Here is a 23,155-nt window from a genome sequence, read left to right as displayed (position 1 = left end):
GAACCATAGTCGGTTCCTGGCAAGTTGCGCGGTGGTGTGTTCCTTCACACCGCCGGTCGCGGATGTATCACGGCGCGTAGGCGCTCCTCTTCGAGAAACTTCATGATGATCGGCGCCACGGCTTCGGCCCGGGTGATCAGGAACAGGTGGCCGTCATCGATGATGTGCAACTGTGCATTGGGGATGCGCCAGGCGAGCAGGCGCATGTTGACCAGCGGGATCAGCGGGTCATCGTCGCCGGCCAGCACCAGGGTGGGCTGGCGGATCTTGTGCAGCCAATGAATGCTGGTCCAGCCCAACCCGGCAAACAACTGCCAGTAGTAACCCAGCTTGCCGGCCGAGCGCACTTTGCTGGCGTGTTCGGCGGCCAGTTTGGAATCACGGCGGAACGAGCCGCCATAAATCATCGGTGCAATGCGCACCACGTGGGACGGCTGGATATAACGCCTGGGGCTTGCCATCAGCCACAAAACCTTCGGTTTGCCCGGCACCATGAAGGCCCCGGCCGCCGTGGCCGCCAGGATCAATTTCTTGCAGCGCTCGGGATAGTCATAGGCAAATTGCTGGGCCAGCGCGCCGCCCCAGGACACGCCCACGGCGTTCACTTGGCCGTAGTCCAGGTAGTCGAGCATGCGCGCGGTGAGCTTGGCCAGGCCGGGGAAACGGTAGGGCCGGTTCGGCGTCGAGGAACCGCCCACGCCGGGCACGTCGAAGGCGATCACTTCCAGGTCCGGGTCCAGGGCCTGGACGAACGGAAACACCAGCTCAAGGTTGGCGCCGATGCCGTTGAAGATCAGCAGGGGCGTCAAGTGCGGCTTGCCCGGACGCACCGCCGTGCGGATGGTCTGGCCATCCAGGTCGATGGTACGGAAGATGAACGGTTGCGGCATGCTCAAGCCCTGTGAAATGGTGCTATTGGACTGTAGGAACTCGGTCAGTGTGGGAGCTGGCTTGCCTGCGATTGCATTCTGTCAGTCAGCGATTAGTTAGCAGGCCCATCGCTATCGCAGGCAAGCCAGCTCCCACATCTGATCTCATTTCAATTACAAAAAATGCCTAGCGTTCATGTACATAGGTACCCGGCGCCGCTTCGGCGGCGGCATAGGTTTTATTGCCTAATATCGTGGGGGCTTTTTTCAGTTTCCCCGCCCGTTCCGCCTGCCACACCTGCCAATGCAGCCACCACGAGTCGGTGTGCTTGGTCGCATTCTCCTGCCACTCCAGCGCACTGCCGGCCAGGCCCTCGCTGGTCTGGTAGCGCGCCTTGGGGTTGCCCGGCGGGTTGAGGATGCTCTGGATATGCCCGCTGCTGGACAGCACAAACTCGACTTTGCCGCCGAACAATTGCGCTGACTTGTAGCAGGACTGCCACGGCGTGATGTGGTCGTTGGTGCCGGCCAGGGAATAGATATCGGCGGTGACCTGCTTGAGGTCGATAGGCGTGCCGCACACTTCCAGAGCGTTGGGGCGTACCAGTGGGTTGTTCTTGAACAGTTCGATCAGGTCGCCATGGAACGCCGCCGGCAAGCGGGTGGTGTCGTTGTTCCAGAACAGGATGTCGAATACCGGCGGCTCGTTGCCCAGCAGGTAGTTGTTGACCCAATAGTTCCAGATCAGGTCGTTGGGGCGCATCCAGGCAAAGACCTTGGCCATGTCACGGCCTTCCAGCACGCCGGCCTGGTAAGAGTGGCGCTTGGCCGCTTCCAGGGTCTGTTCATCCACAAACAGCGCCACCTGGGTGTCCAGGGTGGTATCCAGCACGCTCACCAGCAGGGTCAGGGCGTTGACCTTCTTCTGCCCCAGCGCCGCGTAGTGGCCCAACAGCGCGGTGCAGGTGATGCCGCCGGAGCAGGCGCCGAGCATATTCACGTCTTTGCTGCCGGTAATCGCCGTGACCACCTCGACCGCTTCCTTCAGCGCCTCGATATAGGTGGACAGCCCCCATTCGCGCTGGGCCTTGGTGGGGTTGCGCCAACTGACGATAAAGGTCTGCTGGCCATTGCGCAGGCAGAAGCGCGCCAGGCTTTTATCCGGGCACAGGTCGAAGACGTAGAACTTGTTGATCTGCGGCGGCACCACCAGCAGCGGGCGTTCGTGTACCTGTTCGGTAATGGGCTTGTACTGGATCAGCTCCAGTACATCGTTGCGAAACACCACCGCGCCTTCGCTGGTGCCCAGGGTTTTGCCGACTTCGAAGGCGCCCATGTTGACCTGGCTGGGCATGCCGCCGTTATGCACCATGTCCTTGGCCAGGTGGGACAGGCCGTCGAGCAGGCTTTTGCCGCCGGTTTCAAAGAAGCGTTTGACCGCCGCCGGGTTGGCCGCGCTGTTGGTGGGGGCCATGGCTTCGGTCATCAGGTTGATCACGAAGTGGCCGCGGCTGATGTCTTGTGCCGACAGGTTGCTGTCGTCGATCCAGTCGTGAAGTTCCTTGCGCCACGCCAGGTAAGTCTGCAAATAACGTTTGTAGAGCGGGTTCTGGCTCCAGGCCGGGTCGTTGAAGCGACGGTCGTCGCCCTCGGGCACCAGTGCGGATTTGCCGAACATGACGTTCTTCAATTCGACGCCAAAGTGGGCGACGTGCTTGACGCTGTGCAACGGTTGCTTGATGGCTTGGGTCAGCACCATCTTGGCCGAGGCCAATAAATCCTTTTTGCGTAACGCGATGATCGGGTTCAACCCCAGGGTGTTTTCCGAGGCCTGGCGTTTCAAGTCATCGTTATTCTTGTTACTCATCTACGACGCTCCATTGTCCGAAAGACGAGTACCGGCGATTGCTGCGCACCCAATTTCGATACACGACACCAGCCTGGTACTGCGACTCGGGTGACCGTTGATACCGCATCGTCAAATGCAGGGAACTTGCCAGCTCCATTGGTTACCCGAGTTTATTTTTTTTCGCAAGCGGGCCAATCGTTGGCCACGCGACAGGGCATTCAAGCAGATGAAATTAGAAAATGCGCTCTAAACAGCAAGACCCTTGGGCTAGAGCATCAGCCGCACGACCGACTCACTCGGATCGCGGGTTTTTCCAGCGGCTTTGAGCTCGGCCAGGTAGTCGGCCCACAAAGCGTCCTGACGTACGGCCAACTGATAGAGGTAATCCCAGGTGAACAGTCCGCTGTCATGACCGTCGTCGAAGGTCAATTTCAGTGCGTACTGGCCGGCCGGTTCCAGCTTGATCAACCGGACGTTGAGCTTGCCGAATTGCAGGATGGGTTTGCCGTGGCCCTGGACCTCGGCGGAAGGCGAGTGCACCCGCAGGAATTCGGCGGGCAACTGATAGGTTTCATCCGGCCCGTAGGTCAGGCCGAGGGTGTTGGAGGTTTTATGCAGGTTTACAGCAGTCGGAAACTTGGCCATTGGGGATAATCCTGAAGGAACCGGCTTCAACCCTGTGGGAGCGGGCTTGCTCGCGAAAGCGGTGTGTCAGCCAGCACATCTGGTACTGATATACCGCTTTCGCGAGCAAGCCCGCTCCCACATTGAAGCAACGCGGTTTCGCGTTAAGGCTTACAGGATATAACGAGACAAGTCTTCGTTCTGCGCCAATTCGCCCAGGTGGCTGTTGACGTAATCAGCATCGATCTTGATCGCTTCGCCATTCTGCGCACCGGCCATGTCGCCGGCACTGAAGGACACTTCCTCCAGCAAGCGCTCAAGCAAGGTATGCAGGCGACGGGCACCGATGTTCTCGGTCTTCTCGTTGACCTGCCAGGCGATCTCCGCCAGGCGCTTGATACCGTCTGCCTGGAATTCGATACCCAGCCCTTCGGTTTTCAGCAACTCGCGGTACTGCTCGGTGAGCGAGGCATGCGGCTCGCTGAGGATGCGCTCGAAGTCGCCCGGCGTCAGCGCCTTGAGTTCCACCCGAATTGGCAGGCGGCCTTGCAGCTCGGGCACCAGGTCGCTGGGCTTGCTCAGGTGGAAGGCACCGGAGGCGATAAACAGGATGTGGTCAGTCTTGACCATGCCCAGCTTGGTGTTGACCGTGCAGCCCTCGATCAGCGGCAGCAAATCGCGCTGCACGCCTTCGCGGGACACATCCACGCCGCCGGAGTTGCCGCGCTTGGCCACTTTGTCGATCTCGTCGATAAACACGATGCCATGTTGCTCGACCGCTTCCAGGGCCTTGGCCTTGAGTTCTTCCTCATTGACCAGGCGCCCGGCTTCTTCGTCGCGCACCAGCTTGAGCGCGTCCTTGACCTTGAGCTTGCGGCTTTTCTTCTTGCCCTTGCCCATGTTGGCGAACAGGTTTTGCAACTGGCTGGTCATTTCTTCCATGCCAGGCGGGGCAGAGATATCCACGCCGGACACTTCGGCCACTTCGATCTCGATTTCCTTGTCATCCAACTGGCCTTCACGCAGGCGCTTGCGGAACAGCTGACGGGTGTTGGAATCCGACGAAGGTGCGGCATCTTCGTTGAAACCCATGCGTGCCGGTGGCAACAGGGCGTCGAGGATGCGCTCTTCAGCGGCGTCTTCGGCGCGGTGGCTGACCTTGGTCACTTCCTGTTCGCGCAGCATCTTCAGGGCGGCGTCAGCCAGGTCTCGAATGATCGACTCGACATCGCGGCCCACATAGCCGACTTCGGTGAACTTGGTCGCTTCGACCTTGATGAACGGTGCATTGGCCAGTTTGGCCAGGCGCCGGGCGATCTCGGTTTTACCGACGCCGGTAGGGCCGATCATCAGGATGTTCTTGGGCGTTACTTCAACGCGCAGTTCTTCCGGCAGTTGCATCCGGCGCCAGCGGTTACGCAGCGCAATGGCAACGGCGCGCTTGGCATCGTCCTGGCCGATGATATGGCGGTTGAGTTCATGGACGATTTCGCGGGGAGTCATGGACATAGTGTTTGGCGGCCTCAAGCCTGAATAAGCCCAGGGCTTATTCGGCGAGGTCCTGCTCCTCAATGGTCTGGTTGTGGTTGGTGAACACGCAGATATCGCCAGCGATACCCAAGGCGGTCTCGACGATTTCACGGGCCGACAGGTCGGTTTTCTTCAGCAGCGCGCTGGCCGCAGCCTGGGCGTAGCCGCCGCCGGAACCCATGGCGATCAGGCCATGCTCGGGTTCAACCACGTCGCCGTTGCCGGTGATGATCAGGGAAGCGTCTTTGTTCGCAACCGCGAGCATGGCCTCCAGGCGGCTGAGGGAGCGGTCGGTGCGCCATTCTTTGGCAAGTTCCACAGCGGCGCGCACCAGGTGGCCCTGGTGTTTCTCAAGCTGGCCTTCGAAACGCTCGAACAGGGTAAAGGCGTCGGCGGTTGCGCCTGCGAAGCCGGCAAGCACCTGGCCGTGGTACAGGCGGCGCACTTTCTTGGCGTTGCCTTTCATCACGGTGTTGCCCAGGGAAACCTGGCCGTCGCCGCCCATGACAACTTTGCCGTGGCGACGTACTGAAACGATGGTGGTCAAGGGGAGAGTCTCCACGCAGCGGGGCGAAAATGCCCTGATGGAAACTCATATGGGGGTGGCGAGGGGGATTTCAACCGTAGGAAGGCAGGGCGGACGAGTGGTGTTTATGGGTTCGACACTTACTTGAGCACGCTGCAAACCAAAGTGGGAGCTGGCTTGCCTGCGATAGCGGTGCGTCAGTCACTGAAACATTGACTGTCACACCGCTATCGCAGGCAAGCCAGCTCCCACATTAAAACCGGGTTGGCTGCTGGATCAGCGGCTCTGGCGTTGTTGTAACAACAGGTTGCTAAACCCGGCGCCGGCCAATTGTTTTTGCGCCACGGTCAGCTGTTCACGGTTGCTGAACGGCCCCACCAAGACGCGATACCAGGTCGCGTCCTTCACCGTGCCAGACTCAACCGATACCGACTGGCCCAACAGAATGATCTGTGCGCGTACACGGTCCGCATCCGCCTGTTTCGGGAACGAACCCGCTTGCAGGAAGAACTTGGTCACCGGCGCGGCCTTGGTGGCTGCCACTGGCGGTGCTGGTGGCGGCGTGATGCCGGCCAGCGCGGCCTGGGCGCGTGCGGTGTCGATTTTCGCCGCTTCTGCTGGGGTTACCGGCGTGGTCGGCACCTGTGGCGTCGGCAGGGTTTTTTCCGGCACGGCGTCAGGCGGCACGATCACTTCCGACTCCGGCAGCAGCGTGTAGAAGTCGTACTTGGGCTTTACCGGTGCAGTCGGGCTCGGCGCGGTCTTGTTGGCTTCGGCGATTTTCGTGGCCTTTTGCTGCTCCTGTTTGACGCGCTTGACGTCATCGCCCTGGCCGGGCTCCAGCTTCATCAGAAACACGATAAATGCGCCGACCGTAAGGCCGATGGCCATCCACAGCCAACCCGGAATCGGTTGCTTCGCCGGGGCCTGGTAGCGGCTGGCGCCGCGCTTGGGTGCAGGTTTTTTCTTGGCAGCCAACTTACATACGCTCCAGAGTTTCCAGGCCCAAGAGTTCCAGGCCTTGCTTGAGGGTGCGTCCAGCCAATGCGGCAAGGCGCAGGCGACTTTGTTTCTGGGCTTCGTCGTCGGCGGTCAGGATCGGGCAGTTCTCGTAGAAGCTGGAGAACAGACCGGCCACTTCGTACAAATAGGTGCACAGGATGTGCGGCGTGCCTTTTTCGCCAACGCTGTTGAGCACTTCGCCAAATTGCGCGAGCTTGGCCGCCAGTTCCTGTTCATGGGCGGCGTCCAGCGCAATCTGGCCTTGGACTTCGCTGAAGTCTTTGCCCAGTTTGCGGAATACCCCGGCCACGCGAGTGTAGGCGTACAGCAGGTACGGTGCGGTGTTGCCTTCGAAGTTGAGCATCAGGTCGAAGTTGAAGCTGTAGTCGCTGGTGCGGTGCTTGGACAGGTCGGCGTATTTCACCGCGCCAATGCCCACCACGCGGGCGATGTTGCGCAGGTCGGCCTCGGCCAGCTCCGGGTTCTTTTCCTTCACCAGGTTGTAGGCACGTTCCTGGGCTTCGGTCAGCAGGTCGATCAGCTTCACGGTGCCGCCGTCACGGGTCTTGAATGGGCGGCCATCGGCGCCGTTCATGGTGCCAAAGCCCATGTGCTCCATGTGCATCGGGTGGGTGACGAAACCGGCGCGCCGCGCCACTTCGAACACCTGCTGGAAGTGCAGGGCCTGGCGCTGGTCGACGAAGTACAGCGCACGGTCAGCCTTGAGCACGCCACTGCGGTAACGCACGGCGGCCAGGTCAGTGGTGGCGTAGAGGTAGCCGCCATCGGCCTTGACGATGATCACCGGCAGCGGCTCGCCGTCGGCGGTCTTGAATTCTTCGAGGAACACGCACTGGGCGCCGTTGCTCTCGACCAGCAGGCCCTTGGCCTTGAGGTCGTTGACCACGTTGATCAGGTCGTCGTTATAGGCGCTTTCGCCCATCACGTCGGCCATGGTCAGTTTCACGTTGAGCAGCTCGTAGATTTCCTGGCAGTGAGACAGGGAAATCTCACGGAAGCGGTTCCACAGCGCCAGGCACTCTTGGTCGCCGGCCTGTAGTTTGACCACCAGGCCACGGGCGCGGTCCGCGAACTCTTCAGACTCGTCGAACCGCTTTTTGGCGGCACGGTAGAAGTTTTCCAGGTCGGCCAGTTCGTTGCTGGTGATCGGGTTTTCTTGCAGGTAGGCCATCAGCATGCCGAACTGGGTACCCCAGTCGCCCACGTGGTTCTGGCGGATCACGGTGTCGCCGAGAAACTCCAACACCCGTGCCACGCCGTCGCCAATGATGGTGGAGCGCAGGTGGCCCACGTGCATTTCCTTGGCCAGGTTCGGCGCCGACAGGTCAATGACCACGCGCTGGCTGTCGCCGGCCTTGCGTGCACCGATGCGGGCATCGGCCAGGGCGGCATCCAGGCGCGACGCCAGGGCCTGGGTGTTCTGGAAGAAGTTGATAAAGCCTGGGCCTGCGATTTCGGCCTTGGTGACACTGGCGTCAGCCGGCAGGGCTGCGATGATTTTTTCGGCCAGGTCGCGCGGCTTCATGCCGGCCGGCTTGGACAGCATCATCGCGATGTTGCTGGCGAAGTCGCCGTGGGTCTTGTCGCGGGTGTTCTCCACCTGGATCGCCGGCGACAGGCCTTCAGGCAACACACCTTCGTTGACGAGTTGGGTGAGGGCTTGTTGGATCAGCTGGCGAATGGTGTCTTTCATGGTGTTCTCTTTCGACCGCAAGCGGCGGCGCGCGATGCGCAGGTGGAAAAACTGGGCATTATCCGTGGCGAGGGCGGGCTTGCCAACCGTTCAGACTATATGGCGGACCTGCGGGCCTCTTCGCGGGCAAGCCCGCTCCCACATTTAAGGGTATTCACATTTCATAATGTGGGAGCTGGCTTGCCTGCGATGACGTAATTACCCTCAATACAAATCTACCGGGTCTACATCCAACGACCATCGCACCTGCCGACCGCTGGGCAGTTGCTCCAGCTCAAGCATCCAGCGACTTAATAGCCGATGCAGCGGTGCGCGGGAGGTTGCCTGCAAGAGTAGCTGAGCCCGATAACGTCCGGCGCGTCGCTCCATGGGCGCTGGCACCGGGCCGAGTAATTCGATGCCACTGAGGGCCAGTTCGCCCAATAAACGTTCGGCGGCGCTGCAGGCCTCATCAAGAAAGCCTTCGGCCTGCCCGGGTTTGTGGGCTTCGGCACGCAGCAGCGCCAGGTGTGCAAAGGGCGGCAGGCCGGCGGCGCGGCGTTCGCTCAAGGCTTGCTCGGCGAAGGCAAAGTAGCCTTGTTCCGTCAGTTGAATCAGCAGCGGGTGGTCGGCCAGGTGCGTCTGGATAATCACCCGGCCTGGCTCTTCGGCCCGCCCGGCGCGCCCTGCTACCTGCACGATCAACTGCGCCATGCGCTCGCTGGCGCGAAAATCGCCGGAAAACAGCCCACCGTCGGCATCCAGGATCGACACCAGGGTCACCCGTGGGAAGTGATGCCCTTTGGCGAGCATTTGCGTGCCCACCAGAATGCACGGTTGGCCCTTATGGATGGTGGTGAACAGTTGGTTCATAGCGTCCTTGCGCGACGTGCTGTCGCGGTCGACCCGCAGCACCGGGTAGTCCGGGAACAGAATGCCCAGGCGTTCTTCGGCGCGCTCGGTGCCGGCGCCCACGGGCCGCAGGTCCACCTTGCCGCACTGTGGGCAATGGCGCGGTACCCGTTCCACATGGCCGCAGTGATGGCAGCGCAACTCGCCGTGGCGCTGGTGCACGGTCATGCGCGCATCGCAGCGCTCGCAGCCAGACATCCAGCCGCAGTCATGGCACAGCAGCGTGGGGGCAAAGCCGCGGCGGTTGAGAAACACCAATACCTGCTGGCCGGCGGCGAGGGTTTGGCCGATAGCCTGTTGCATCGGGCCGGAAATGCCGCTGTCCAGCGGGCGGCTTTTCACGTCCAGGCGCAGGAAGCGCGGTTGTTTGGCGCCGCCAGCGCGCTCGTTCAAGCGCAGCAGCCCGTAACGGCCGGTGTAGGCGTTATGCAGGCTTTCCAGGGAAGGCGTGGCCGAGCCCAGCACAATCGGGATGTCTTCCTGGCGTGCGCGCACCAGCGCCAGGTCGCGGGCGTGGTAGCGCAAACCTTCCTGCTGTTTATAGGAGCCGTCGTGCTCCTCGTCGACGATGATCAGCCCGGGGTTTTTCATCGGCGTGAACAGCGCCGAGCGCGTGCCGATAATAATGTCGGCCTCGCCGTCCCGCGCCGCCAGCCACGACTCCAGGCGTTCACGGTCATTGACCGCCGAGTGCACCAGGGCGATACGGGCATTGAAGCGTTGCTCGAAACGCGCCACGGTCTGCGGGCCCAGGTTGATCTCCGGGATCAGCACCAGTGCCTGCTTGCCGGCCTGCAGGGTCTCGCGGATCAGTTGCAAATAGACTTCGGTCTTGCCACTGCCGGTGACACCGGCCAACAGGAACGCGTGGAAACTGTCGAAACCGGCGCGAATCGCCTCATACGCGGCGCGTTGCTCGGGGTTCAGCGGCAACTCCGGTTGGGCCAGCCAGTGTTCGTGGCGCGGGTCCGGGGCGTGCTTGCGGATTTCCACCTGCACCAGGCCCTTGGCCAGCAGCAGGTCGAGGCTGTCTTTGCTCAGCATCAGCTTGCTTAATAGCTGGTGGGCCACGCCGTGGGGATGCTGCGCCAAGGTGGCCAGGGCCTCACGCTGGCGCGGGGCGCGGGCGATGCGCGGGTCATCGAGGCGTGCGCCGGGCACCATCGACCAGAAACGCTCCTGGCGCGCTTCGGCCAGTTCGCCCTGGCGCAGCAGCACAGGCAGCGCCCAGCTCAAGGTATCGCCCAGGCTGTGTTGGTAATACTGCGCGGTCCACAGGCACAGCTTGAACAGTGCGGGCGGCAGCGGCGGCGTGGCGTCGAGCAAGGCAATCGCCGGCTTGAGCTTTTCGGCAGGCACTTCGCTGTGGTCGGCGACTTCCACCAGAATACCGATCAGTTCCCTGCGCCCGAATGGCACGCGCACACGCATGCCCGGTTGCAACTGCGCACGCGACACGCCGGGCGGGGCCCGGTAATCGAACAGGCGGCGCAGGGGCGAGGGCAGGGCTAGGCGCAAAATGGCGTCGGGCACGCGAGGAGTCTCATCTATTAAGGCAAGCGGTGGCGCAGGGGCGCGAGCCTAGCAGACCGGGGGTGTCCCGTCTTCAGTACTGGAACCGGATGTTGTGGGAGCTGGCTTGCCCCAATCGCCTACCGTAGGAGCGGGCTTGCTCGCGAAAAACGTCAACGATAACGCGTGCTTCCTGAATCAACGCGGCGTCTGTGAGGTTTTCGCGAGCAAGCTCGCTCCTACAAAAAGCCCTTGACTGACTGGCATTGGAGCAAGCCCGGCTCCCACATAGATGGCGCAGTGCCAGGGTTTTCTGATGAAAGGTGTTTTTTGGCCATTGCCGTCGCTTGCGCGATTAAAAAGGTCTGGTAGAATCCGCGGCCTAATTACGTGCGGTATTCGACAATAGTGTCGAGTGGCGGCACGCTAGCCTGAGGAAGTGCCATGAAAGCCGATATCCATCCAGCGTACGAAACCATCGTAGTTACCTGCAGCTGCGGCAACAAGTTCGAAACTCGTTCGAACCTGTGCAAGCCACTGGGTACTGACGTATGCAACGAGTGCCACCCGTTCTACACCGGTAAGCAGAAAACTCTGGACACCGGCGGCCGCGTACAGCGCTTCGCAGATCGCTTTGGTGCTTTCGGCAAGAAGCCTGCTACTCCAGCAGAGTAAGGTTCAAGAGCCTTATGGGCTTTTACCCGCTGTTGAAAAAGGCGTCCCTTGTGGGCGCCTTTTTTGTGCCTGGGATTTGGCTGGCGACCGCTCAGGCCCAAGCATTCTGCCCCGCCCCGGCGGCCATCGCCCGGGTCGAGGTGCAGCGTGTGGTGGATGGCGACACGGTGCGGCTCAAGGATGGTCGCAGCGTACGCATGATCGGCTTCAATGCACCGGAAACCGGCAAGAAGGGTCGCCCTGACGAGCCATTTGCCGTCGCCGCGCGCCAGCGCCTGCAGGCGTTGGTCAAGGCCAGTGATGGGCGTGTCGGCCTGGTGCCGGGGCGTGAGGCCAAAGACCATTACGGGCGCACCCTGGCTCACCTCTACGGCGCCAATGGCGAGAACCTGGAGGCGCAACTGCTGGCCGAGGGCCTGGGGTACCAGGTGGGTGTGGCGCCGAATGTGGACCTGGTTGCCTGCCAGCAGGCAGCCGAAAACAGCGCCCGCCAGGCACGGCTCGGTTTGTGGCGCCAATCGCCGGTGCAAAGCGTGGCCAATCTCAAGCGCTCCGGGTTTGCCCTGGTGGCTGGTCGGGTCAGCAAGGTTGAGCGCAATCGCGGCGGAATCTGGATTGAACTGCAGGGTTCACTGGTATTACGCATTGCGCCCGAATTGATCAGCCAATTCGATACGGCCATGCTCAATGGTTTGCAAGGCCGCACCCTGGAGGCGCGTGGCTGGGTGCAGGATCGCGCCCGCCGTGGCAGCCTGAAAAAAGGCCAAGCACGCTGGTTGTTGCCAATAACCGACCCCGGCATGCTGAAATCGACGCTTTGAATAAAAAATTGTAGACATTTTTTATTTCGATTGTGAACAGTTGAGCCCTTGTATCCCGTGGCTCTTGGCCAAAAGTCGTAGCCCAGGGCCCTTGACACCTGTGACTGCCCAGTCTTGTAGGGACTTTACGACACGCGTATCCTCGGCGGTCCGTCGACCAACAGTAAAAGCGGAATGCCGATATGTCTGATTTGAAAACTGCCGCTCTCGAATACCATGCCAATCCTCGTCCAGGAAAGCTGAGTGTAGAGCTCACCAAAGCCACTGCCACTGCCCGCGACCTGTCGCTGGCCTACAGCCCTGGTGTTGCCGAACCCGTACGTGAAATCGCCCGTGACAAAGAGCTGGCGTACAAGTACACCGGCAAAGGCAACCTGGTTGCAGTGATTTCCGATGGCACCGCGATTCTGGGCCTGGGTAACCTCGGCCCATTGGCTTCCAAGCCAGTCATGGAAGGTAAGGGCGTGCTGTTCAAGCGCTTTGCCGGCATCGACGTGTTCGACATCGAAGTCGACTCCGAAAGCCCGCAGGCGTTCATCGACACCGTCAAGCGCATTTCCATCACGTTCGGTGGCATCAACCTGGAAGACATCAAGGCACCTGAGTGCTTCGAGATCGAAAAGGCCCTGATCGAGCAGTGCGACATTCCGGTATTCCACGATGACCAGCACGGCACCGCGATCGTTACCGCAGCCGGCATGATCAACGCCCTGGAAATTGCTGGCAAAACCCTGAGCGAGGCGAAAATCGTCTGCCTGGGCGCCGGTGCCGCGGCCATTTCCTGCATGAAGCTGATCATCAGCATGGGCGCCAAGCTGGAAAACATCTACATGGTCGACAGCAAGGGCGTGATCCAGTCCGAGCGTACCGACCTGAACCAGTACAAGGCGATGTTTGCCCACCCGTCCTCCAAGCGCACCCTGGCTGACGCCCTCGACGGTGCCGACGTGTTCGTTGGCCTGTCCGGCCCGAACCTGCTGAGCGCTGAAGGCCTCAAATCCATGGCGCCGAACCCTATCGTGTTCGCCTGCTCCAACCCGGACCCGGAAATCGCGCCTGAGCTGGCCCACGCCACCCGCAGCGACGTGATCATGGCCACCGGCCGTTCGGACTACCCGAACCAGGTCAACAACGTATTGGGCTTCCCATTCATCTTCCGTGGTGCCCTGGACGTTCGCGCCAAGCGCATCAACGAAGAAATGAAAGTGGCTGCTGCCAACGCCCTGCGTGAACTGGCCAAGCTGCCGGTACCTCAGGACGTGTGCGACGCCTACGGTGGCGCCAAGCTGGAATTCGGTCGTGAGTACATCATTCCCAAACCAATGGACAAGCGCCTGATCACCCTGATCTCCGATGCCGTGGCCAAGGCCGCTATCGAGACCGGTGTGGCCACCCTGCCGTATCCGAAGAACTACCCGCTGCAAAGCGTGGATGATGTGTTCAACGGCTAAGCTGTTGTAGCGCACCAACAAAAAGCCCCGGCTCGAATGAGTCGGGGCTTTTTTGTGGCTGACAAACCCGTTAGAACAAATCGATCGGTGCGCCTTCATCCGCCGGCAGCGGGCTGCCCGGCACTACGCCGTTGCCCAGTTCGTTGACCGACGGTGGCGTGTCTTCGCTCTTGAACAGTTCGAAGTACGCATTCGGCGTGCTCGGCGAAGCCGCGCGGCCACTGATCGGGTCGATGCGCAGGCTGAGGATGCCTTCTGGCTCTGGCTGGGTGTGCAGCGGCTTGTCCTTGAGCGCTGCGCCCATGTAGCTCATCCAGATCGGCAGGGCGACGGTGCCACCAAACTCGCGGCGACCCAGGCTTTCAGGCTGGTCATAGCCGGTCCACACGGTGGTCACGTAGTCGCCGTTGTAGCCGGAGAACCACGCGTCCTTGGACTCGTTGGTGGTACCGGTCTTGCCAGCGATATCCGCACGGCCCAGGGCCAGTGCGCGGCGGCCGGTGCCCTTCTTGATCACGTCTTGCAGGATGCTGTTGAGGATGTAGGTAGTGCGGCCGTCCACGATGCGCTCGGCAACCGCTGGCGCTTGCGGTTCGGCCGGTGCGCTGGCGTTTGCGGCCGCTGGCGTGCCTGGCGTCGGCTCGATGGTGATACCGCCGTTGGTCGGTGCCGCAAGCCCGTCGGTGGCGGCCACGCCATTGACCACATCGCCGGGTACTCGTGGCGGGTTGGCGGTGAACAGGGTGTCGCCATTGCGGCTTTCGATCTTGTCGATCAGGTACGGCGCGATCTTGTAGCCGCCATTGGCAAAGGTGCTCCAGCCGGTGGCGATTTCCATCGGCGTAAGGGTCGCGGTACCCAGGGCCAGGGACAGGTTCGGTGGCAGGTCCGACTTGGCGAAGCCAAAGCGCGTCATGTAGTCGATGGTCTTGCCTACGCCCATCGCCTGCAGCAGGCGGATCGACACCAGGTTGCGCGACTTGTACAGCGCCTCGCGGATACGGATCGGGCCGAGGAAGGTGTTGGTGTCATTCTTCGGGCGCCAGACCTTATCCAGGTATTCATCGACAAACACGATGGGCGCGTCGTTCACCAGGCTGGCAGCGGTGTAGCCGTTGTCCAGCGCGGCACTGTAGACGAATGGCTTGAAGCTGGAGCCCGGCTGGCGCTTGGCCTGGGTAGCGCGGTTGTAGTTGCTCTGCTCGAAGGCAAAGCCGCCGACCAGCGCGCGAATTGCACCGTTCTGCGGGTCCAGGGACACCAGGGCGCCCTGGGCGAGCGGCACCTGGCTGAATTTGAGGCTGTCATCCTTCTGGCGTTGCACGCGGATCAAGTCACCCACCTGGGCCACGTCGGAGGGCTGCTTGGGCATCGGGCCCATGCTGTTGGTGTTCAGGAACGGACGCGCCCACTTCATGCTGTCCCAGGCTACATGGGCTTCGCCAGAGCGGGTCAGCACTTGAATGCCGTCTTTCGATACCTGGGTAACGATGGCCGGGTCCAGGCCGCTGATCGAACGCTGTTTGCCCAATTCGGTGGTCCAGGCACTCAGGGTCTTGCCCGGCAGGCGCGACTCGGGGCCGCGGTAGCCGTGACGCTGGTCATAGGTGATCAGGCCTTCATGTACCGAATGGTTGGCGATTTCCTGCAAGTTGCTCGGCACCGTCGTGGTAACGCGGAAACCTTCGGTGTAGGCCTCGCTGCCATAACGGCCCACCATCTCGGCGCGGGCCATTTCGGCTATATAGGGTGCATTCACTTCCGGCGTCGGCACGTGATAGCTGGCGTTCAGCGGCTCGGCCACGGCGCTTTCATAAGCGGCCTGGTCGATCTTGCCCAGCTTGTACATGCGGCCCAGGATCCAGTCGCGGCGTTCTTTGCTGCGCGCCGGGTTGGCCAGCGGGTTGAAGCGCGACGGTGCCTTGGGCAGGCCGGCAATCATGGCCATCTGCGCCAGGCTGGCGTCACGAATCGACTTGCCGTAGTAAACCTGGGACGCGGCCTCGATGCCGTAAGCGCGGTTGCCCAAATAGATCTTGTTGACGTACAGCTCGAGGATTTCATCCTTGGTTAGCTGGCGTTCGATCTGCAGTGCCAGGAGGATTTCAGTGGCCTTGCGGGAAAAGCTGCGCTCGCTGGTAAGGAAGAAGTTCTTCGCCACCTGCATGGTGATGGTGCTGCCGCCGGATTGAATGTGTCCGCTTTTTACCAATTGCGTGGCTGCACGCACCAGGCTGCTGGGGTCTACGCCGTAGTGGTTGGCGAAATTATCGTCTTCGGCAGACAGCAAAGCGCTGATGAAATTGGGCGGAATGTCGGCAAAACGGATCGGTGTGCGGCGCATTTCGCCGAACTCCGCGATCAGTTTTTCATCGCTGCTGTAGACCCGCAAAGGAATCTGCAACTGGATACTTCTGAGGGCCTCTACGGAGGGCAAACCCGGACTAAGGTAGAGGTAGGCCCCGCTGAATACGAGCAGCAGCCCGCAGACGATGGCGACAATGGAGTACCCGAAAAACTTCAGCAGACGAATCAAGGCTTTTGGATTTCCAGAGAAAAGAAAGAGTTACGCGTCGGGGCATACATGGCAAACGATGGATCGACCCGGGCAGCAGATAAAAAGCGGGAAAAAACGCTGGGCATTAAAGCATTTTTCGGCTTGGGGCGTCATTCGCGAGCCTTGAACAAGCCGACCGAATGCAAGGTGCCTGGCAGCAATCAGGCGAGATGACAGCTGGTATGACAGGGAAAGTTTTGGGGAGTTTTATGGGAAAGGGATTTTTCAGGCGAAAAGTCGACACGGTGTTGGGGGTCGATATCAATGACAGCGGTATCAAGCTGATCGAACTGGGCCGTTCATCCGGCGGTTTCAGCGTCCAGGGCTATGTCACGCAAGTGCTGCCACCCCACGCGGTGGTCGACGGCACCCTGCTGGACCTGGAGTGTGTGGGCCTCGTGCTGCAACAGGCACTGTCGCGCCTGGGGTCCTCTGCCCGCTACGCCGCCGTGGCGGTTGCAGGCCCGTCGGTGATTACCCGGCTGATTGACATGGACGCCGGCCTCAGCGACGAGGAAATGGCCTGGAAGATCCAGATGGAGGCTGACCAGTTCATCCCTTATCCATTGGATGAAGTGGCCATCGACTTTCAGGTTCAAGGGCCATCGGTTCAAGGCCCGCAGTGGGTAGAGGTGATGCTGGCGGCGTGCCTGCGCGAGCAGGTCGAAGCGCGCGAGGCGGTTTTGGCCATGGCGGGGCTGGTGCCGCGAGTGGTCGATGTAGAAGGGTTTGCATTGCAGCGCGCTAGCCTTCAGGATTTTGCCAGCTTCACGCCGGGTCATAGAGTCGATGGTGCACAATGGGCCTTGGATGCCCAAGGGATGGGAGTGGCTTGCGGGCTGGCCCTGAGGAGTTTCGCTGGATGACACGAATCAATCTTTTGCCTTGGCGCCAGGCCCTGGCGCAGCGCAGGCGCAAATACCTGTTGGTGCTATTGCTGGCCTTCGCCTGCGTGGCGCTCGCGGCACTGTGGTTGGCTGATCAAGTGATCGACCAGGCGATAGACCGGCAGGTAAGCCGCAACAGCCGCCTGGAAGAGCACATCGCCACCCAGGACTCGCGCATCAAGACCATCGACGATCTGCAGGAGCGAAGCCAGCAACTGGCCGAACGCATGAAGGTGGTGCAGGACCTGCACGATGCCCGCTCTTCCGGGGCCCGATTGTTCGAGCAATTGGCTCGCTCGGTGCCTGAAGGTGTCCATCTGCATGAGGTGGTTGCGAACGGCGACACCATCAGCATCCGCGGCACAGCTGAAAGCAACCAAGATATCGCCCGTTTGATGCAGCAGCTCAAGCCAGCTCAGGGCTCCAGTTCGACCCGTCTGCAGCGCGTGCAGGCCGAAGGAGCGCGCGGCGAAAGTGAATTCCAGCTGATGGTGCGCCAGGGGGAATCCAGCGAGGCGCAACCATGAGCCTGCCCTGGCTCGATTTTTCCACGCTCTCTGACAACGCTGCTAAATGGTCCCTGCCGGGCAAGGTGCTGCTTGGCTGTGCGCTGGCCGGCCTGGTGCTGGCGATAGGCGAGGTTTCGCATGGGGGGCCGCAGCGGGAGCGATTGCACGGGCTTGAGGCACGGGAGCAGGCGCTGCAGCAGCAACTCACAGAAAAGACCGGCTTGGCCGCCAGCCTTGAGCTGCGCACCCAGCAGGTGCGGAGTATGGAAGACAAGGTTGCCAGCCTTCTCGGGCAATTGCCCGGCGAGTCCGAGGTGCCTGCCGTGCTGGAAGACCTCGCCCGGCTGGAGGCTGCCCATGGGGTGTGGGTCGAAGGCATCAGTGTGCTGGATGAAATACCTCGCCAGCTTTATATCGAACAACCCATGCAGATAAGCGCCTCCGGGGCTTACCACGACCTGGCGACGTTTGTCAGTGCCTTGGGTGGGTTGCCTCGGGTGGTCACCGTGCAGGACGTTACGCTTGGGCATCAGGGCGCCTTGCTGCGTCTGGACATGCTCGCCAAGACCTATCGTAGCCCCCTGCAAAACGGCAAGGCCCGTCAGGTACTCGACCCCGGGCCGCTATTTATCTACGAGCCCTCGTCCCTGCGCGACCCGTTCAAGCCGCCTGCCCTGCAGGCAGCCCATGTGCCTGGCCGGCCCGCTCTTGCACCGGATTTCACCCGGCCACGGGGGCTGTTGGAGGGTATGCGCCTGGAACAGTTCGAAATGGTCGGCACGCTGTCCAGGGGTATGCAGGCTTTCGCCTTGCTGCGCGCTGGAGCCAGGGTGTATCGACTGGCGGTGGGTGATTACCTGGGGCCGGATCATGGCCAGGTCACGGCCATCCAAGATGCGGCTGTCGAGCTGGTGGAGCTGTTTCCCGATGGACAGGGCGCCTGGTTGCAACGCCCGCGAACCCTTGTGCTGAACGTCAACTCATAACGGAATCAAACAATGAAAAGGACCTTCTCGTCCTTCGGTGTGGCGCTATGGATAGCGTTCACGGCACCGATGGCTGCTGCTGTGCCCAATCGCCTGGACCTGATCCAACTGCCGCCGCCCGACGGGGCCTCGTCGGTCAGCTATACAGGCGCCAAACTGACTCTGAACTTCCAGGACATCGACCTGCGCGCGGTATTGCAGCAAATCGCCGATGTCGCCGGGCTCAACCTGGTGACCAGTGATGAGGTGCAGGGCTCGATCACTCTGCGGCTCAAGGATGTGCCCTGGGACCAGGCGCTGGACCTGGTGCTGCAAACCAAGGGCTTGGACAAGCGGGTCAAGGCGGGCGTGTTGCTGGTGGCGCCCGCCGATGAGTTGGCCGCTCGCGAGCTGTTGATGCTGGAGTCGCGCAAGCAGATGGCTGAGCTCGCGCCCTTGCGGCGGGAGCTGCTGCAGGTCAATTACGCCAAGGCCGCCGACCTGGCCAAGCTGTTTCAGTCGGTGACCGGCTTTGAGGGCGCCACCGATGAGCGCGGTTCGGTGGCGGTGGATGACCGCACCAACAACATCATCGCCTACCAGACTGGCGAGCGGCTCGAAGAACTGCGGCGCATCGTGGCGCAGTTGGATATCCCGGTACGCCAGGTCATGATCGAAGCGCGGATTGTGGAGGCCAATGTCGACTACGACAAAAGCCTGGGTGTGCGCTGGGGCGGGCGGCTCACCCGTGGCGGCGGCGGTGTTGGTGGTATTGCCAAGCCGCAGGCAGACGGCGCCGAGCCGCCGCAAAACCTGCCCAGTTCACCCTTTGTCGACTTGGGGTCGCTGGCCGGAACCTCGGGCCTGGGGATCGCCTACATCACCGACAACCTGTTGCTGGACCTTGAGCTGACCGCCATGGAAAAAACCGGCAACGGTGAAATCGTCTCGCAACCCAAGGTCGTCACCTCCGACAAAGAGACTGCACGCATCCTCAAAGGCACCGAGATTCCTTACCAGGAATCCACCTCCCAGGGCGCCACCTCGGTGTCGTTCAAAGAGGCTTCGCTGTCGCTGGAGGTGACGCCGCAAATCACCCCCGACGACCATGTGATCATGGCGGTCAAGGTCACCAAGGATGAGCCCGACTACCTGAACCGCCTCAATGACGTGCCGCCGATCAAGAAAAACGAGGTCAACGCCAAGGTTCTGGTCAGGGATGGCGAGACCATCGTCATTGGCGGGGTTTTCTCCAATACCCAAAGCAAAGTGGTAGATAAAGTGCCATTTTTGGGCGATGTGCCGTATCTTGGCCGCCTTTTCCGGCGCGATGTGCTGGCGGAGAAAAAATCCGAGCTGCTGGTATTCCTGACTCCGCGTATCATGAATAACCAGGCGATTGCTGTGAGTCGTTGATTCTGTGCGAAATTTGATTCTTGTAGGGCCGATGGGGGCTGGAAAAAGCACCATCGGCCGTTTGCTGGCCAAAGAGCTGCGCCTGCCGTTCAAAGATTCCGACAAGGAAATTGAATTGCGCACGGGTGCCAATATCCCATGGATCTTCGATAAAGAAGGCGAGCTGGGCTTTCGTGACCGCGAGCAGGCGATGATTGCCGAGCTGTGCGGCTGCGATGGCGTGGTATTGGCGACTGGCGGTGGCGCCGTCATGCGCGATGAAAACCGTCGGGCGCTGCATGCTGGTGGTCGCGTGGTGTATTTGCACGCATCGGTCGAACAGCAGGTGGGCCGTACCGCCCGTGATCGCAATCGCCCGTTGCTGCGCACCGCTGACCCGGCCAAAACCCTGCGGGACCTGCTGGCGCTGCGCGATCCGCTGTATCGGGAAATCGCCGATCTGGTGGTAGAAACCGATGAGCGGCCACCTCGGATGGTCGTACTCGACATCCTTGAGCGCCTGCAACGGTTGCCACCCCGTTAAAGCCTGGCCCGAAATGCGCTATTCTCGGCGGCGCGCCATCACCTTGTAAGGTATGGCGTAGAGCCACTAGGCGGTGTCGAGATATCGACAGTGCCGGTCGTCACTCCATCTTCAACGCGGGGACACATGCAGACACTTAAGGTCGATCTAGGCGAGCGCAGCTACCCGATCCACATTGGCGCAGGTCTGTTGGACCAGCCCGAACTGCTTGCGCCGCATATTGCCGGCCGGCAGGTGGCGATCATCTCCAACGAAACGGTCGCGCCGCTGTATCTTGAGCGTTTGAGCCGTAGCCTGGCGGCGTACTCGGTGATCTCCGTGGTGTTGCCTGACGGCGAAGCCCACAAAAACTGGGAAACCCTGCAACTGATCTTTGATGGCCTGCTGACCGCGCGCCATGACCGTCGAACCACCGTGGTCGCCCTGGGCGGCGGTGTGATTGGCGATATGGCCGGTTTTGCTGCGGCCTGCTACCAGCGCGGCGTGGACTTTATCCAGGTGCCGACCACCTTGCTGTCCCAGGTCGACTCGTCGGTGGGCGGCAAGACCGGTATCAACCACCCGCTGGGCAAGAACATGGTCGGCGCGTTCTATCAGCCCCAAGCTGTGCTGATCGACACCGCTACCCTCAACACCTTGCCGCCGCGCGAGTTGTCGGCGGGCCTGGCGGAAGTCATCAAGTACGGGCTGATCTGCGATGAGCCGTTCCTGACCTGGCTGGAAGAGCACATGGACGCCTTGCGCGGCCTCGACCAGGTGGCGCTCACCGAAGCGATTTCCCGCTCCTGCGCGGCCAAGGCGCTGGTGGTCAACGCCGACGAGCGCGAGTCCGGCGTGCGGGCCACGCTGAACCTGGGCCACACCTTCGGCCATGCGATCGAAACGCACATGGGCTATGGTGTGTGGTTGCATGGGGAAGCCGTAGCGGCTGGCACGGTGATGGCATTGGACATGTCGCAGCGCCTGGGCTGGATCAGCGCCCAAGAGCGTGATCGCGGTATCCGCCTGTTCCAGCGCGCCGGTTTGCCGGTTGTTCCGCCTGCGGAGATGACCGAGGCGGATTTCCTTGAACATATGGCGATAGACAAGAAAGTGATCGACGGTCGACTTCGACTGGTACTGCTGCGCCACATGGGCGAAGCCGTGGTGACCGACGATTATCCAAAAGAGATTCTACAGGCCACGCTGGGAGCGGATTACCGCGCCCTGGCCCAGCTCAAAGGTTAATAAGACCCGATGACTAGTTTGCATGCCGACGAGGCGTTCCTCGGCCATTACCACTTGAGCCACGACCCCTTCGCTCCACGGGTGCCGGGTTTCAAATTCTTCCCCGCCCAGCGCAAGCCGGTGCTTGGGCAGTTGCATCACCTCGCGCGCTACAGCCAGCTGCTGCTGGTGGTCACCGGCCCTCTGGGCAGCGGCAAGACCTTGCTGCGCCAGGCGCTGGTGGCCAGCACCAACAAGCAATCGGTGCAGAGCGTGGTGGTATCAGCCCGCGGTGCCGGTGATGCGGCCGGCGTACTGCACCAGGTGGCGCAGGCGTTGGACGTCTCCAATGCCGAGCCGAACGCGATTCTCAAGCAGGTGGTGCAGCTGGGCCTCACCGGCCAGGAAGTCTACCTGCTGGTAGACGACGCCGAGCAGCTCGACGAGTCCGCCCTCGAAGCACTGCTGGCGCTGGCGGCGGGTACGCCGGAAGGTCGCCCGCATGTGTTCCTGTTCGGTGAGTCGTCGTTGATCGCCGATCTGGAGCAGATCAGTGGTGAGCAGGAGCTGTTTCACGTCATCGAGTTGCAGCCGTACGAAGAGGAAGAAACCCGCGAATACCTGGCACAACGCCTTGAAGGCGCCGGGGCGGGTATCGAACTTTTCACCGCTGCGCAGATCTCTGATATTCACGAAAGCTCCGATGGCTGGCCTGGAAACATCAACCAGGTTGCCCGCGATGCCATGATCGAAGCCATGATTGCCAGCCGCTCTGCGGTCAAGCGTCCAAAGATGGGGTTCACTATGCCTAAGAAGCACGTATTGGCTATTTCCGCCGTTGTCGTGGTCGCTGTTGCCGCCGCCTGGTTGATCCCGGGCCGCAACAAAGCACCGACAACCACCGGCGCGCCAACCGAACAGGCGCAGTTGCCACTGGGCAAACCCACGCCAAACGTCGAATTTGCCAACTCCGGCCAACCGACCAACCTGCCGATGGTCGGCCAACCTGTGATGCGCGGCCCTCTGGCCGAAGAAGCCGGTGGCATCTCCGAAGGCGACGACGGTGTGCCGGTGGAAGGCTCCAGCGCTACGCCGCCGACCGTGACCACCACCGCGCCACCTGCAGGCGTACCGGCCGGTGTGCCAGCGACGCCGGTTGCTCCGGTCGCCAAGCCTGCTCCGACGCCGGCGCCGACTGTTGCTACCGCCAAGCCTGCTCCGGTGACCAAGCCTGTTGCACCGGCGCCAGCCGCCAAACCAGCCCCGGCTGCCAAGCCTGCGGAAAAACCAGCCGCCACCGTTGCCAAGGCCGGCGCTGCTGGCAGCAGCTGGTACAGCAGCCAGCCTACCGGCAACTATGTGGTACAGATCCTCGGCACCAGCTCCGAAGCCAACGCCCAGGCGTTCGTCAAAGAGCAGGGCGGCCAGTACCGTTATTTCAAGAAAGTGCTCAACGGCAAGCCTCTCTACGTGATCACCTACGGCAGCTTCCCAAGCCGCGCCGCAGCCGATTCTGCCATCAAAGCCTTGCCAGCGAAGGTTCAGGCTGGTAAACCTTGGCCTCGCACTGTTGCCAGCGTTCAACAAGAACTGGCAGCAACTCGCTGAAGATCCGGCGGCCTTACCCA

General features: G+C 61.5%; 18 protein-coding genes and 1 pseudogene. 10 read left to right on the top strand and 9 right to left on the bottom strand.

Annotated features, from left to right (window positions below):
- Positions 1 to 44: 44 nt before the first annotated feature.
- The 8 genes from phaZ to MF6394_RS08880 form a co-directional block, all read right to left on the bottom strand.
- Positions 45 to 890 carry a poly(3-hydroxyalkanoate) depolymerase gene (gene phaZ / locus MF6394_RS08915; protein WP_003187895.1) on the bottom strand — a complete coding sequence of 282 codons (846 nt, stop codon included), beginning with the start codon at positions 888 to 890 and terminating at the stop codon, positions 45 to 47.
- Positions 891 to 1,056: 166 nt separating this feature from the next.
- Positions 1,057 to 2,736 (bottom strand): class II poly(R)-hydroxyalkanoic acid synthase, encoded by a 1,680-nt coding sequence (gene phaC, locus MF6394_RS08910; protein WP_044270709.1) that lies wholly within the window; start codon positions 2,734 to 2,736, stop codon positions 1,057 to 1,059.
- Positions 2,737 to 2,985: 249 nt separating this feature from the next.
- Positions 2,986 to 3,363: a gamma-butyrobetaine hydroxylase-like domain-containing protein gene (locus tag MF6394_RS08905; protein WP_032893968.1), complete on the bottom strand. Its 378-nt coding sequence runs from the start codon at positions 3,361 to 3,363 to the stop codon at positions 2,986 to 2,988.
- A gap of 150 nt (positions 3,364 to 3,513) precedes the next feature.
- Positions 3,514 to 4,851: an ATP-dependent protease ATPase subunit HslU gene (gene hslU / locus MF6394_RS08900; RefSeq protein ID WP_044270712.1), complete on the bottom strand. Its 1,338-nt coding sequence runs from the start codon at positions 4,849 to 4,851 to the stop codon at positions 3,514 to 3,516.
- Positions 4,852 to 4,888: 37 nt separating this feature from the next.
- Positions 4,889 to 5,419 carry an ATP-dependent protease subunit HslV gene (hslV, locus tag MF6394_RS08895; RefSeq protein ID WP_003171209.1) on the bottom strand — a complete coding sequence of 177 codons (531 nt, stop codon included), beginning with the start codon at positions 5,417 to 5,419 and terminating at the stop codon, positions 4,889 to 4,891.
- Between the two features lie 255 nt (positions 5,420 to 5,674).
- On the bottom strand, positions 5,675 to 6,376 hold the full coding sequence (locus tag MF6394_RS08890) for an SPOR domain-containing protein (protein WP_003187899.1): 702 nt from the start codon (positions 6,374 to 6,376) through the stop codon (positions 5,675 to 5,677).
- Between the two features lies 1 nt (position 6,377).
- A complete protein-coding gene (argS, locus tag MF6394_RS08885; RefSeq protein ID WP_044270713.1) occupies positions 6,378 to 8,114 on the bottom strand; it encodes an arginine--tRNA ligase in 1,737 nt (578 codons plus the stop codon).
- 204 nt (positions 8,115 to 8,318) lie between these two features.
- On the bottom strand, positions 8,319 to 10,538 hold the full coding sequence (locus MF6394_RS08880; protein ID WP_044270715.1) for a primosomal protein N': 2,220 nt from the start codon (positions 10,536 to 10,538) through the stop codon (positions 8,319 to 8,321).
- Between the two features lie 423 nt (positions 10,539 to 10,961).
- Here MF6394_RS08880 and rpmE point away from each other — a divergent pair, with 423 nt between their 5' ends.
- The 3 genes from rpmE (at position 10,962) to MF6394_RS08865 (ending at position 13,464) form a co-directional block, all read left to right on the top strand.
- Positions 10,962 to 11,192, top strand: a complete 231-nt coding sequence (gene rpmE / locus MF6394_RS08875; protein ID WP_003187904.1) for a 50S ribosomal protein L31 — start codon at positions 10,962 to 10,964, stop codon at positions 11,190 to 11,192.
- A gap of 14 nt (positions 11,193 to 11,206) precedes the next feature.
- Positions 11,207 to 12,013, top strand: a complete 807-nt coding sequence (locus tag MF6394_RS08870; RefSeq protein WP_078466525.1) for a thermonuclease family protein — start codon at positions 11,207 to 11,209, stop codon at positions 12,011 to 12,013.
- Between the two features lie 182 nt (positions 12,014 to 12,195).
- Positions 12,196 to 13,464 carry a malic enzyme-like NAD(P)-binding protein gene (locus MF6394_RS08865; RefSeq protein ID WP_047712395.1) on the top strand — a complete coding sequence of 423 codons (1,269 nt, stop codon included), beginning with the start codon at positions 12,196 to 12,198 and terminating at the stop codon, positions 13,462 to 13,464.
- Positions 13,465 to 13,534: 70 nt separating this feature from the next.
- On the opposite strand, the gene MF6394_RS08860 is transcribed toward MF6394_RS08865, so the two are convergent.
- Complete coding sequence (locus MF6394_RS08860; protein WP_376753086.1) at positions 13,535 to 15,997, bottom strand: penicillin-binding protein 1A; 2,463 nt, start codon at positions 15,995 to 15,997, stop codon at positions 13,535 to 13,537.
- 233 nt (positions 15,998 to 16,230) lie between these two features.
- Between MF6394_RS08860 and pilM the strand changes: the two genes are divergently transcribed.
- From pilM to MF6394_RS08825, 7 genes and pseudogenes are all read left to right on the top strand, one after another.
- Positions 16,231 to 16,887, top strand: coding sequence for a type IV pilus assembly protein PilM (pilM, locus tag MF6394_RS08855; protein WP_044270723.1), 657 nt, complete (start codon positions 16,231 to 16,233; stop codon positions 16,885 to 16,887).
- Positions 16,884 to 17,435, top strand: a complete 552-nt coding sequence (locus tag MF6394_RS08850) for a PilN domain-containing protein (RefSeq protein WP_044270725.1) — start codon at positions 16,884 to 16,886, stop codon at positions 17,433 to 17,435. The genes pilM and MF6394_RS08850 overlap by 4 nt, the downstream gene beginning before the upstream one ends.
- Complete coding sequence (locus MF6394_RS08845; protein WP_078466523.1) at positions 17,432 to 18,403, top strand: pilus assembly protein PilP; 972 nt, start codon at positions 17,432 to 17,434, stop codon at positions 18,401 to 18,403. The genes MF6394_RS08850 and MF6394_RS08845 overlap by 4 nt, the downstream gene beginning before the upstream one ends.
- Positions 18,404 to 18,541: 138 nt before the next feature.
- Positions 18,542 to 19,798, top strand: a pseudogene (locus MF6394_RS08840) (type IV pilus secretin PilQ); the annotation flags it as partial.
- A 4-nt stretch (positions 19,799 to 19,802) separates the two neighbouring features.
- A complete protein-coding gene (aroK, locus tag MF6394_RS08835; protein ID WP_003187914.1) occupies positions 19,803 to 20,321 on the top strand; it encodes a shikimate kinase AroK in 519 nt (172 codons plus the stop codon).
- Positions 20,322 to 20,447: 126 nt separating this feature from the next.
- Positions 20,448 to 21,548, top strand: coding sequence for a 3-dehydroquinate synthase (gene aroB / locus MF6394_RS08830; protein ID WP_069556714.1), 1,101 nt, complete (start codon positions 20,448 to 20,450; stop codon positions 21,546 to 21,548).
- A gap of 9 nt (positions 21,549 to 21,557) precedes the next feature.
- Entirely contained in the window at positions 21,558 to 23,135 is a 1,578-nt protein-coding gene (locus MF6394_RS08825; protein WP_078466521.1) for an SPOR domain-containing protein, read from the top strand.
- The last annotated feature ends 20 nt before the right edge of the window (positions 23,136 to 23,155 follow it).

The organism is Pseudomonas sp. MF6394, assembly GCF_002018845.1.
Taxonomy (GTDB): Bacteria; Pseudomonadota; Gammaproteobacteria; order Pseudomonadales; family Pseudomonadaceae; genus Aquipseudomonas; species Aquipseudomonas lactis.
Note: the sequence above shows the minus strand (reverse complement) of the source record. Positions and strands in the feature narration are given on the sequence as shown.

Bases quoted from the DNA above. Each gene is read 5' to 3' on its own strand.
- aroB (WP_069556714.1), top strand. From the start codon at position 20,448: ATGCAGACACTTAAGGTCGATCTAGGCGAGCGCAGCTACCCGATCCAC.
- MF6394_RS08850 (WP_044270725.1), top strand. From the start codon at position 16,884: ATGACACGAATCAATCTTTTGCCTTGGCGCCAGGCCCTGGCGCAGCGC.
- argS (WP_044270713.1), bottom strand. From the start codon at position 8,114: ATGAAAGACACCATTCGCCAGCTGATCCAACAAGCCCTCACCCAACTC.
- hslU (WP_044270712.1), bottom strand. From the start codon at position 4,851: ATGTCCATGACTCCCCGCGAAATCGTCCATGAACTCAACCGCCATATC.
- pilM (WP_044270723.1), top strand. From the start codon at position 16,231: ATGGGAAAGGGATTTTTCAGGCGAAAAGTCGACACGGTGTTGGGGGTC.
- MF6394_RS08825 (WP_078466521.1), top strand. From the start codon at position 21,558: ATGACTAGTTTGCATGCCGACGAGGCGTTCCTCGGCCATTACCACTTG.
- MF6394_RS08865 (WP_047712395.1), top strand. From the start codon at position 12,196: ATGTCTGATTTGAAAACTGCCGCTCTCGAATACCATGCCAATCCTCGT.
- phaZ (WP_003187895.1), bottom strand. From the start codon at position 890: ATGCCGCAACCGTTCATCTTCCGTACCATCGACCTGGATGGCCAGACC.
- phaC (WP_044270709.1), bottom strand. From the start codon at position 2,736: ATGAGTAACAAGAATAACGATGACTTGAAACGCCAGGCCTCGGAAAAC.
- MF6394_RS08905 (WP_032893968.1), bottom strand. From the start codon at position 3,363: ATGGCCAAGTTTCCGACTGCTGTAAACCTGCATAAAACCTCCAACACC.
- rpmE (WP_003187904.1), top strand. From the start codon at position 10,962: ATGAAAGCCGATATCCATCCAGCGTACGAAACCATCGTAGTTACCTGC.
- MF6394_RS08845 (WP_078466523.1), top strand. From the start codon at position 17,432: ATGAGCCTGCCCTGGCTCGATTTTTCCACGCTCTCTGACAACGCTGCT.
- MF6394_RS08870 (WP_078466525.1), top strand. From the start codon at position 11,207: ATGGGCTTTTACCCGCTGTTGAAAAAGGCGTCCCTTGTGGGCGCCTTT.